General features: G+C 72.5%; 11 protein-coding genes. 6 read left to right on the forward strand and 5 right to left on the reverse strand.

All coding sequences use genetic code 11. From position 1 onward, the window contains the following. Positions 1-3479: LamG-like jellyroll fold domain-containing protein (locus AA75_RS53820; RefSeq protein ID WP_033824481.1), on the forward strand; the 3479-nt coding region annotated here is incomplete at its 5' end. 95 nt (positions 3480-3574) lie between these two features. On the opposite strand, the gene AA75_RS35375 is transcribed toward AA75_RS53820, so the two are convergent. Both AA75_RS35375 and AA75_RS35380 read right to left on the reverse strand, forming a co-directional pair. Beyond that, positions 3575-4222: a dihydrofolate reductase family protein gene (locus AA75_RS35375; protein WP_033824482.1), complete on the reverse strand. Its 648-nt coding sequence runs from the start codon at positions 4220-4222 to the stop codon at positions 3575-3577. A gap of 236 nt (positions 4223-4458) precedes the next feature. Next, positions 4459-5406, reverse strand: coding sequence for an NADP-dependent oxidoreductase (locus tag AA75_RS35380; protein ID WP_051814008.1), 948 nt, complete (start codon positions 5404-5406; stop codon positions 4459-4461). A 70-nt stretch (positions 5407-5476) separates the two neighbouring features. Here AA75_RS35380 and AA75_RS35385 point away from each other — a divergent pair, with 70 nt between their 5' ends. Further along, the gene (locus AA75_RS35385) at positions 5477-6052 is read left to right on the forward strand and encodes a TetR/AcrR family transcriptional regulator (RefSeq protein WP_033824483.1); all 576 of its coding nucleotides are present in this window, start codon (positions 5477-5479) and stop codon (positions 6050-6052) included. An 81-nt stretch (positions 6053-6133) separates the two neighbouring features. Here AA75_RS35385 and AA75_RS35390 read toward each other — a convergent pair whose 3' ends face one another. Then, positions 6134-6499: a carboxymuconolactone decarboxylase family protein gene (locus tag AA75_RS35390; protein ID WP_082527066.1), complete on the reverse strand. Its 366-nt coding sequence runs from the start codon at positions 6497-6499 to the stop codon at positions 6134-6136. Between the two features lie 141 nt (positions 6500-6640). On the opposite strand from AA75_RS35390, the gene AA75_RS35395 reads away from it, so the two are divergent. Together AA75_RS35395 and AA75_RS35400 are read left to right on the forward strand one after the other, a co-directional pair. After that, positions 6641-7522 carry a LysR family transcriptional regulator gene (locus AA75_RS35395; RefSeq protein WP_033824520.1) on the forward strand — a complete coding sequence of 294 codons (882 nt, stop codon included), beginning with the start codon at positions 6641-6643 and terminating at the stop codon, positions 7520-7522. Positions 7523-7672: 150 nt separating this feature from the next. Beyond that, complete coding sequence (locus AA75_RS35400) at positions 7673-8089, forward strand: hypothetical protein (protein WP_149038568.1); 417 nt, start codon at positions 7673-7675, stop codon at positions 8087-8089. A gap of 78 nt (positions 8090-8167) precedes the next feature. On the opposite strand, the gene AA75_RS35405 is transcribed toward AA75_RS35400, so the two are convergent. Next, positions 8168-8653, reverse strand: a complete 486-nt coding sequence (locus tag AA75_RS35405) for a hypothetical protein (RefSeq protein ID WP_033824522.1) — start codon at positions 8651-8653, stop codon at positions 8168-8170. Between the two features lie 180 nt (positions 8654-8833). Between AA75_RS35405 and AA75_RS35410 the strand changes: the two genes are divergently transcribed. Both AA75_RS35410 and AA75_RS35415 read left to right on the forward strand, forming a co-directional pair. Then, the gene (locus AA75_RS35410; protein WP_033824484.1) at positions 8834-9121 is read left to right on the forward strand and encodes a DUF1905 domain-containing protein; all 288 of its coding nucleotides are present in this window, start codon (positions 8834-8836) and stop codon (positions 9119-9121) included. 67 nt (positions 9122-9188) lie between these two features. Continuing rightward, a complete protein-coding gene (locus AA75_RS35415; protein ID WP_033824485.1) occupies positions 9189-9737 on the forward strand; it encodes a hypothetical protein in 549 nt (182 codons plus the stop codon). Positions 9738-9970: 233 nt separating this feature from the next. On the opposite strand, the gene AA75_RS51145 is transcribed toward AA75_RS35415, so the two are convergent. Continuing rightward, a partial coding sequence (locus AA75_RS51145; RefSeq protein WP_199520488.1) for a tetratricopeptide repeat protein occupies positions 9971-10935 on the reverse strand: 965 nt, incomplete at its 5' end.

Consider the following 10935-nt stretch of genomic DNA (forward strand, 5'->3'; position numbering starts at 1 on the left):
CCGCCAAGGCCGCCGCCCCGCGGGCCGCCGCCGCCCCCGCGGACGGCGCCGGGCAGCCCGCCACCGCCTCCACCGCCGAGCAGCCCGGCACCGGCGCCCAGGTCAAGCCGCTCACGGTGACCGGCGGCCCGGACGCCCTGACGCTGGTCCCGGACGCCGGGCTGCTGACCGGCCCGGGCACCGTGTGGCCGCTGTACATCGACCCGTACACCAGCCCGATCACCAGCAAGAAGAGCCACTTCGTCACCGTCAAGGAGGGCTGCGCGAGCCAGAGCCCGTACGACGACGCCCAGGACAACGGCGAAGGGGTCGGCTACCAGCGCTGGCAGGAGTGCCTGGGCCTGAACCGGGCCTACTTCGAACTCAACATCGGCAACCTCACCAAGTCCATGGTGATCTCCAAGTCGGTGGTGCACCTCACCTCGACCTACGGCGCCTCCTTCGACTGCGACAACGAGACCGGCGTCAAGCTGGCGACCGTCGGCGCGATCAGCGGCTCCACCAGCTGGAACCACCAGCCCTCGGTGGCCGGTGACGGCTACATCGGCGGCACGCAGCAGGTCAAGAGCTCCAACCCGTCCCAGCACTGCGGCAACCACGACGCCAACTGGGACGTCACCGGGCAGATCAAGAAGCTGGCCGGCAAGGACGACAGCTGGACCTTCGGCCTGTTCGGCAACGAGAGCAAGTCCTCCAGCAACAACGACTTCATCCGCTTCGCCAACAACCCGTACCTGACCACGGTGTTCGACATCGCCCCCGAGGTGCCGGACAAGCTCGGCACCACCCCGGCGACCCGCGCCCCGGCGAGCAACGGGTGCGACGGCGCGGAGTCCGGCTGGATCGGCGAGTCCGGACTGGCCGGCGACGCCTCCGACATCACTCTCAACGCCCACCTCGCCACCGACATGACCGGCGTCAACCTGCGTGCCAAGTACGAGGTCTGGGACACCAAGACGGCCAACGCCGACGGCGACTCCACCTCCAAGGGCGCGCCCGTCAGCGGCTGGGTCAGCGACGGCGGCACCACCCGGGTCAACATCGGCTTCAAGGTCGCGGACGGGCACCAGTACGGCTGGCACGTCCGGGCCGACGACGACACCCTGCTCAGCGGCTGGTCCCCGAACTGCTACTTCAAGATCGACCTCAGCGCGCCGAGCCTGCCGGCCTTCACCGACTCGCCGGTCTTCCCGCCGCTCGGCGGCGACCGGGCGCCCACCGGCCACGCCGGTGACACCGGGGTCAAGATCGCGGTCAGCGCCAACGACCCGACGCCGACCGGCTGCACCCGCGGCGCCTGCGTCAGCAGCGGCATCGACCGCTTCGAGTACTCCCTCGACGCCAACATCCCCGCCAGCGGCGCCCTCAAGGTCGACGCCGTGGCCGGCACCGGCGGCAACGCCACCGCCGACATCCCGGTCGTGCTCAGCGCCGCCCAGTGGGGCGCCCACACGCTGTTCGTCCGGGCCGTCGACAACGCCGGCAACACCCAGGGCACGGTCGGCCAGTACAGCTTCTTCGCGCCGTGGAACCCCAACGCCAAGGTGGCCGCCGGCGACCTGGACGGCGACGCGGTCCCCGACCTGATCGCCCCGACCACCGGCGGCGACCTGGTGCTGGTGCGCGGCAACGCCGACCCGGCCGCCCCGCCCGCCACGGTGTCCGCCAAGGCGCAGAGCCCGGACGGCACCGGCTGGAACAACTACCTGGTCGCGCACCGCGGTACGGCCACCGGCACCAACGTCGACGACCTGTTCGTGTACAACAAGGCCAGCCACGAGCTGTACCTCTACCCGAACGACGCCATCACCCCCGGCGGCGCCATTGGGCACTTCACGCTCACCCAGAACGTGGTGCCGATCCGGGACTCCGCCGCATGCCCGGCCAAGGGCTCGGACGGCACCTGGAACAACGTCACCCAGATCCTCGCCCCCGGAAAGCTCGCGGGCTTCGCCGACGCCCCTGACCTGGTCACCGTCGACAAGGGCGAACTCTGGTACTTCCCCGGCACCTTCCAGGCCGGCTGCAACATCGGCGCCGGAGTGAAGATCGGCACCGGCGACTGGTCCGGTGTCACCCTGCTCGCCCCCGGCACCGTCAACGGCGGGCCGACCCTGTGGGCCCGCAACGACGCCACCGGCGCGATCAGCAGCTTCCCGCTGACCTTCGCCGGCGGCGTGCCCACCACCCGGATCACCGCCCCCACCGACGCGCCGCTGGTCTCCGGCATCCTGGACACCGCCAACAAGAACCTCTGCCTGGACATCGCCGGCGGCCGGACCGTCAACGGCACCGCGGCGCAGATGTACACCTGCAACGGCACCGACGCCCAGACCTTCACCCGGGGCACGGACAACACCGTGCACGTGCTCGGCAAGTGCCTGGACGTGGCGAAGGGCGCCAGCGAGAACAACTCCCTGGTGCAGCTGTACCAGTGCAACAACTCCGCGGCCCAGCAGTGGGTCCCGGGCCCCTACCCGGGCACCCTGAAGAACCCGCAGTCCGGCCGGTGCCTGGCCGACCCGGCGAGCAACCGCAACCCGAGGACCCAGGTCATCATCTACGACTGCCTGAACATCGCGGACCAGAAGTGGGCCGCCACCAGCGGCAACGTGCTGCCCGCCGCCCAGGCGGTGCTCCCGGTCGGCATCGGCGGCAAGGACTACCCGACCGTCGCCTCGCCCGGCGACGTCCAGGGCACCGGCTTCCCGGCGCTGTACGCGGGCACCGGCTCCGGCCGGCTGGTCGAGTACCCGGGCGCGGCGGCGGCCGGCGGCCTCGCCCAGTTCGCCGCCCCCGTCGCGATCGGCCACGTCCACCGGCCGACCGCCTGGTGGAAGCTGGACTCCACCGACGACAGCGTCCGTCCGACCGGCGGCCTGACCCTCAACGGCGGAGCCGCCGTCGCGGCCGACGCCCAGCGGGGCAGCGCGCTCACCCTCAACGGCTCCACCGGCTACGCCGCCACGGCCGGCCCGGCACTGGACACAAGCCGCAACTACACCGTCTCGGCCTGGGTCAACCTGACCAGCCTGACCAACAACTCCACCTTCGTCTCGCAGTCCGGCACCAGCGCCAACGGCCTGCAGCTGTACTACTCCAGCGGGGCGCACGCGTTCGCCTTCGGGCACGCCCACGCGGACGACACCGCAGGGAAGTTCTCCAGCGCCTACGGCCCCACCACGGGCCCGCTCGCACCGAAGACCAACACCTGGTACCACCTGGTGGGCGTCTTCGACGCGGACGCCCAGGAGCTGCGGCTGTACGTCGACGACAACACGGCCGCCACCGCCGACTACACCGGCACGGTGTGGAACGCCACCGGCCCAGTGCAGATCGGCCGCCGCCTGTACGAGGGCGCCTACGGCGAGTACACCGCCGGCAAGGTGGCCGACGTGCAGCTCTTCGCCGAGGCGCTCACCCCGGGCGGGGTGAGCTCGATCGACAAGGACCGTCCGGTGCCGACCCAGCTCACCTGAGCGGCCCGTACCGGCCTCGACGTGGACGGCCCGTTCCCTCCCGGCCGGGAGGGGGCGGGCCGTCCGCGTACGCGCGCGGCCACGGGCCGCGGGCGCTACGGCCTGGTGAAGGTGAGGTGGGTGACCCCGCTGGGGGTGGTGACGGACTCCACCTCGAAGCGGTCCTCGAGCCCTTCGAGGCCGTCGTCCCAGAGCCGCTCGCCGCGGCCCAGGACGATCGGCACGATGACCAGGTGCAGGTGGTCGATCAGGTCAGCGGCGAGGAACTGGCGGATCGTCGACGGTCCGCCGCCGATCCGCACGTCCAGGCCGCCCGCCGCCTCGCGGGCCCGGCGCAGCGCCTCCTGGGGGGTGGCGTCGAGGAAGTGGAAAGTCGTGCCGCCCTCCATCTCGACCGAGGGCCGCGGGTGATGGGTCAGCACGAACACCGGGGTGTGGAAGGGCGGGTTCGGGCCCCACCAGCCGGTCCACTCGTGGTCCTCCCACGGGCCGCGCTGCGGGCCGAACTTGTTCCGGCCCATGATCTCCGCGCCGATCCCGTCGCCCCAGGTCCCGGCGAGGGCATCGTCGGCGCCGGTCGCGCCGCCGTCCTTGCCCTGCATCGCGCGGAAGGTCCGGGTCCCGAAGAACCACTCGGTCAGCCGTCCGCCAGCGTGCCCGAACGGCGTGTCCAGGCTCTGCCCCTCACCGGTGCCGTAGCCGTCGAGGGAGACGGAGAAGTTGTGGACCCGGACACGCGACACGATGTGACCTCCTGCTTTGTCACCGTCTGCCGCCGCCGGCGCGTCGGCCCGGCCATCATAGGGCGGGGGTCGGACAGTCCCGGTGTCCTGGCGGCGCTCGGGCGGTCGTGTCCGCGGTGGGTGCTGCCGGGCCGGGCCGCGACGACACCGACAGGCCGAAACCGGATCCCCGCGGGGGTGCCGCCGTCGCCCCGACGGACCGGGCCGGGAGCGCCCCGGCTCCGCCCGGCACCGCTTCACCGCCCGCTGATGACGGTCCGTTCGGCGTCGGGCACCGGGTGGGCGTCCGCCCGGACGGCCAGGACCCGGCGCCCCCGGGTGTGGCCGGCCCGGCTGTCGGTGTGCGCCGCCGCTGCCTCGGCGAGCGGGTACGACTTCTCCACCGGGATGTGGAGCCTGCCCCGGGAGATGAGGTCGACGGCCTCGGCGAGCGCGTTCGGCACGCTCCCGGCCACGCCGGAGAACCGGACGCCCAGCTGCGGCGCTCCGAGGTCGGCGATGGAGACCACCTTGCGCGGGTCCCCGGTCAACTCGACGAGTTCGCGGATCACGCCCGAACCGGCCAGATCGAGGGCCGCGTCGACCCGGCCCAGGTGCCGCACCCGTTCGACCCAGCCTTCGCCGTAGGTCGTGGCGAGGGCGCCCAGGTGGCGCAGGTAGTCCTGGTTCGCGGCCCCGGCCGTGCCGATCACCGTGATGCCGCCTTCGCGGGCGATCTGCAGCACCGCCGACCCGACGCCGCCGGCCGCGCCGCTGACCAGCAGCGTCTGCCCGGGCCGCACGCCGACCTCGCGGATGACGCGCAGCGCGGTCTCCACCACGGACGGGTACCCGGCCGCCTCCTCGAAGGTCAGTCCCCCGGGCATCCGGGCCCAGGCCGAGAGCACGGCGAATTCGGCGTAGGTGTCGGTGCCTTCGCCGAACACGCGGTCGCCGATCTCGACCCCCTCGACGCCCTCGCCGATCTCGTCGACCACCCCGGCGGCGTCCTGCCCGACCCCGGCGGGCAGTTCGACCGGGTGGGCGCCCAGCACCTGCCCCTCACGGATCCTCCAGTCGACGGGGTTGACCCCCGCAGCCCGTACGGCAATTCGTATCCGGCCGGGGCCCGCGTGGGGCTCCTCGGCGTCGATCAGGCGCAGGACCTCGGGACCGCCGAACTCGGCGTAGCTGATTTTCCTCATGCGGCCGACAGTAACCCTAACGGTTAGGGTTTCACAACGGTTAGGGATTCATAACTGATAGTGTCACGGCATGACCGAGCCACCCGGACGCCGCGAGCGCAAGAAGGCCGAGACCCGTCGGAAGATCGCCGACACCGCGCTGCGGCTCTTCCTGGAGCACGGGTACGACGCCGTGGGCATCCGCGAGGTGGCCGCCGAGGCCGACGTGGCCGTCACCACCGTCTTCGCCCACTTCGCCTCGAAGGAGGCCCTGGTGTTCGAACGTGACCAGGACTTCGAGCAGCGCCTCACCCGGGCGGTGACCGACCGGCCTCCGCACGACCCGCTCGTCCCGGCGCTGCACCGCGAGGTCCGGGCCCTGGTGCGGCACTGCACGGCGGAGGGCAGCGCCCCCGTCCGGCGCATGATCGAGGGATCGTCCGCCCTGCGGGAGTACGAGGAGTCGATGGGCCTGCGCCACGCGCAGGCACTGGCGGCAGCGCTGGCCGCCGATCCCCGCCTCGCAAGGAGTGCGACGGCCTGCCGGGCGACCGCGCGGTTCACCATCGACGCCTACGCACTGGCCTGCCGGGCGGACGATCCCGGGGCCACGGTGGACGAGGTCTTCCGGATGATCGAGGCGGCCTGGGAAGCCACCGCGCCCTGAGCCGCGGTCGGCGGCGGGCGGCAGGCGGCTCGCCGCGCCCGTCCCACCTCCGGCCCCGCGCACGACCGGCCGGACGGTACCTCAGGGCGCCGCTGCGGCCGCGCTGTGCGCCTGGTACAGCTTCATCGCCTGGAGGCCGTGCGCGAGTGAGCCGCCCGCGCGGACCGCGGCCGCCACGAAGACCACCTCCGCGAGCTCCTGCTCGGTGACACCGTGCCGGCGCGCCTGGGCGGTGTGGACGTCCAGGCAGTAGGAGCACTGCGTGGTGAGCGCGACGGCGATCGACAGCAGTTCGCGGATCCGGCGCGGCAGCGCGCCGTCCCCGCGGTCCACCGCCTGCTGGAAGGCCCGCCAGGCGGCGAACTCCTCGGGCGCCAGGGCGCCGACCTCGCGGGCCCGGCCCAGGTCCGCGGGGTCGGAGTAGGGGTGGTGGTGGTCGTGCGACACGTGCACTCCAAGGGGATCGGTTCCGCCCGCCCGTCGGCTGCTCCGGTCGGCGGGCTCGGTGGGATCAGCTCACCAGCACGGGCCCGGGCCGGTCCAAGACCGTTTCGCTGGGGTCGAGAGCGTCCCGATATGGTGCCCGGCGTGGACCACCGCCGCCTGCGCTACTTCGTCGCCGTCGCCGAGGAGCAGCACTTCGGCCGCGCCGCGGCGCGCCTGCACATGTCCCAGCCGCCGCTGAGCCAGCGGATCCGTGAGCTGGAGGACGAACTGGGCTGCCTGCTGTTCGAGCGCTCGGCGCGCGGTGTGCGGCTGACCGAGGCCGGTTCGGTGCTGCTGGTGGAGGCCAGGCGGCTGCTGGCGGCGGCGGAGCTCGCCGGGGAACGGGTCCGGCAGGCCGGGCGGCGGCGTACGGTCGTGGTGGGCGCCGTCGCGGGTGCGGGGCTGGACTTCGGTCCGCGGATCGTCGCCGCGTTCCGGCGCACGCATCCGGACACCGAGGTGCGGCTGAGCGAGAGCGGGATCGACGACCCGACGGCCGGTCTGCGCTCCGGCCGGGTCGACCTCGCGCTGACCAGACTGCCCTTCGACACCACGGGACTGACCATCCGTCAGCTCGCCGAGGAGCCGCTGGTGGCCGCCCTCGCGGCGGACGACCCGCTGGCGACCCGCAGTACCGTCACCGTCGGGGACCTGCACGGCCGTTCCTGGATCCGCCTGCCCGAGGAGGCCGACCGCGCCTGGCGCGCCTACTGGTCGGCCGGGGCCGGCGCCACCACGCCCGGCCCGGTGGTCCGTTCCGTCGCGGAGTGCCTGCACGCCGTGCTCTGGCAAGGCGCCGTCGGCATCCTGCCCGCCGCCGCCACCCACCGCCACCGCACCGACGGCATCGCGTTCGTCCCACTGACCGGCCACCCGCCGAGCCGCATCGTCCTCGCCTGGCCCTCCGCCCACCCCGACCCGGTCGTCCTCGCCTTCGCCCGAGCCGCCACCACGGCGGCGGAGCAGGGACCCGCGTCACCGTAGCCGGTGGCGCACCGGGCTGCTGCGCCGGCCGGCAACGACTTTCGACGCATCAGGGCGTATCAGGGCGTATCAGAGAGCCAAACCGTCGCGCTGATGCTCCGCGCTGCCCGGTAGCCTCTGGGTCCGTTCGGACTGTTTGGGGGCCAGAAGGTGAGTGTCGAGCAGGTTCATGGCGTGATCGAGCTCCCGGAAGGGTCCTGGTGGGACTGGGACGTGGTCGCCTGGGACCGTGGTCAGTTCCGGCTCGCAGCCGATCACGACCTGACCTATCACCACGCGCTGGAACTGGTGTTCACGGCACCGGCGTTCGTCAGCTGCGCGGCGAGTTTTCAGGATCCGCGATTTCGCGCACCCACGTCCGAGGAAGTGGCGACGGTCACCGATCGGCTTGGTGACACTCCGCCCGTGCTCGTTGCCTTCGAAGCGGACGCGGGCGGAGCGGAGCCGGTCTCGTACCTGATCGCCGCAGATCGCCTGGACATCGTGCAGGAGACCGTTTTGCGGTACTGGCGGGAGGACGTGGCTCCTGACCAGCGGTTCGCTCCGTGGGTGCGGCCGGGTAGGTAGCGGCGTCGAGTCGGGCGGCCCGCCGACCCCGACTCGTCCTGTGCGCTCGGGAGAGCAGGCCCCGACCGGTCGAAGCGTTCAGCTCAGCCGTGGGCCCGCCAGGAGCACCACGCGGTCGGCAGCGGGATCGAACCCGAGCACCGGGTTCCCGTAGTCGCCCTCGGCCGTCATGGCCACCGGCTTGTCCAGCCTGCGGCCCACGGCGGCGAGGAAGCCGCACAGGACGTCCACTCCTGCCTGGCCCTGCAACTCGCGCAGGTCGACATCGAAGTCGATCTCGTCGGCAGACATCGGACGGAAGATCACCAGCACATCCGGGACCGGACGGACGCGCAGATTGACCGTCTCGGCACTCGCCGCACGCGACAACACCTCGGTCGCGGGAGGCAGCGGGCCGGCGACGCAGCCCTCCAAGTACTCCCACGCCCAGCCGCTCGACCGGACCAGATCGAACACCGCCTGCCAGTCCTCGACCGACGTGCTTGCGACGCACACATCCGGCAGAGAACCCATCAGGTCGGGGTCGAAGAAGTTCCTCACGTCGTCCCACAGCAGATCCGGCATCCCGCCATGCTGTCGGTCCACGCCGCCCGCCCGCAGCCCGGTTTTCTCGCCGAACCCCACGGTGGCACCCGCGCGAGCGGGGGCGCCGGGTCGGCCGCCGTTCCTGTCCCGGCCGAAGGCTCCGCAGGTAGGGTGGGCGAGGTTCGGGCGCCTCCTTGATGATCGGACTCGCTGACCGCCATGGATCTCACCTTCACCGGCCGCGTGTTCGAGTGGCGTGGGCCTTCGCCGTACTACTTCGTCGCCGTGCCACAGGAGCAGTCCGCCGAGATCCGGGAAGTGGCGTCGATGGCCAGCTACGGCTGGGGCGTCATCCCCGTCGACGCCCGGATCGGCGGGACCGCCTTCGCCACGTCGCTGTTCCCGAAGGACGGCGGCTATCTGCTCCCGGTCAAGAACGCCGTGCGCAAGCCGCTGGGTCTCGCGACCGACGACGAGGTGTCCGTGCAGCTGACCGTCCGTCTGTAGGCCTTGCCGCCCGGGGGCGGCCCCGCGGGCCCGCGGCCGAGCCGGACGATCGCTAGGCTCTGCCCCCATGACCACCACCGACACGCCGGCCAAGCACCGCTTCCTCGTCCTGCACGACTACGGCATGGGCGGCAGCTGGTGGTGGGTCCGCGCGCGGTCCGTCCGGGAGATCCTCGAGACCTTCGCCTGGACCGAGGTCGTCAGCGACCCCGAGACGGTGGCCCGGTTCGAGGAGGACGACCTGGACGACGTCGACATCGACGCGCCGCAGATGCCGCCGGGCCTGGACGGTCTGCGCGCCGAGCGCGATGCGCAGCGCGGGCGCCCGGGGTTCGGCGCGCTCGCGGACCGGGACGTCGTCCACCTGCGGCGCCGCTGGGACGAGGACGACGAGGCCTCGGTGCTCTGCCTGATGGAGGTGGGGCCCGACGGGCGCCGCAGCCGCCAGGTGGAGCTGAACGAGGACGGGACCGGCGTGCGCAGCGGTCCCGACGACTGGCCGTTCAACACGCCGGTCGTCGACCTCTTCGACCCGGCGGTGGCCGGCTGGCTGATCAGTGCACGGGAGTTCGAGGAGCAGTGGGCGCGGGCCCGGGCCGTGGACCCGGATCTCTAGTGCTGCTCCGCGGAGGTCGTGGATGGGTGTTGATCAGAAGGCTGATCCGCTGGAGTAGGGGTCGCCTGCACAGTCGAGGTCTTCCTCCGGGAGCCTACGGACAGCCCATCGGGCGGGTGAAGTGCGAGGCTCCGCGTTGGCGGTGCATCCGCAGTTGGAGTGAAGCGACACCGCCCCGGGTTCCTGGGCGTGAGAAAGCACGGGGCGGTGTGCCGTCGTGGGCTGGTGGGGCGTCAGGCTCGGTCCGTGTTGGAGGGCCGCGGGGGATGCCCCCGTTCGCCCAGTACCGCTGTCAGTTCCGCCCGCGCGTTTGCCGTGTCCGGGTGTGCCTGCCCCAGAATCCGGGTCCGGCCCTCCACGACGGACGTCAACAGGCTGATGGCCTCGTTGGTGCGTCCGGCCTGCCGGTACGAGGAGCCGAGGTTGTGGCCGGCGGTGAAGGTCTGGGGGTGGTCCGGGCCCAAGGCCAGGTCGCAGACAGCCAGGGCCTGCTCCCCGACGGCGATGGCCTCGTCGAGGCGCCCGACGAGCCGGTAGGACACTCCGAGGCCGCTCTGGGCGGTGAGGGTCTGGGGGTGGTGGGGGCCCAGGATCCGGTTCCGGGCGGCCAGGACCTGCTCTCCGACGGCAACGGCCTCCTGGAGACGCCCGGCGAGGCGGTAGAAGGGAGCGAGGTTGCCGTGGGAGAGCAGGGTGTCCGGGTGCTGTGGGCCCAGGACTTGGCGGCGGATGGCCAGGACCTGTTCTCCGATGGCGATGGCCTCGTCGTTGCGGCCCGCGCTGTGGTAGGAGAGGGACAGATCGCTGAGGGCTGTCAGTGTGTCCGGGTGCTGTGGGCCCAGGATCCGTACCTTGTCGGCGAGGACCTGCTCCTCCAATGCGGTGGCTTCGTCGAAGCGCCCCGTTTCCCAGTAGCAGCTGGCGAGGCTGCCGCGTGCGGAGAGGGTGTCGGGGTGGTCGGGGCCGAGGATCCGCGCACGGTCGGCCGCCACGCGTTCCAGCAGCTGGGTGGCGTCGGCGGTGCGCCCGGCCTGTCGGTAGAACGCGGCGAGGTTGCCGCGGGCGGTGAGGGTGCTGGGGTGGTCCGGGCCGAGGAGCCGTGTCTTGTCGGCGAGGACCTCCTCCCCGGAGTCCACGGCGTCGCCGAGACGTCCGGCCTGGTGGTAGGCCGTGGCGAGGTTGCCGCGGGCGGTGAGGG

Origin of the sequence: Kitasatospora sp. MBT63, assembly GCF_000710465.2 — a bacterium.
In the GTDB taxonomy this organism is placed as follows: Bacteria; Actinomycetota; Actinomycetes; order Streptomycetales; family Streptomycetaceae; genus Kitasatospora.

What these genes read in the sequence shown, in the direction of transcription:
- AA75_RS35380 (WP_051814008.1), bottom strand. Translation starts at nt 5,406, where the DNA reads ATGAGGAAAATCAGCTACGCCGAGTTCGGCGGTCCCGAGGTCCTGCGC.
- AA75_RS35410 (WP_033824484.1), top strand. Translation starts at nt 8,834, where the DNA reads ATGGATCTCACCTTCACCGGCCGCGTGTTCGAGTGGCGTGGGCCTTCG.
- AA75_RS35405 (WP_033824522.1), bottom strand. Translation starts at nt 8,653, where the DNA reads ATGCCGGATCTGCTGTGGGACGACGTGAGGAACTTCTTCGACCCCGAC.
- AA75_RS35415 (WP_033824485.1), top strand. Translation starts at nt 9,189, where the DNA reads ATGACCACCACCGACACGCCGGCCAAGCACCGCTTCCTCGTCCTGCAC.
- AA75_RS35385 (WP_033824483.1), top strand. Translation starts at nt 5,477, where the DNA reads ATGACCGAGCCACCCGGACGCCGCGAGCGCAAGAAGGCCGAGACCCGT.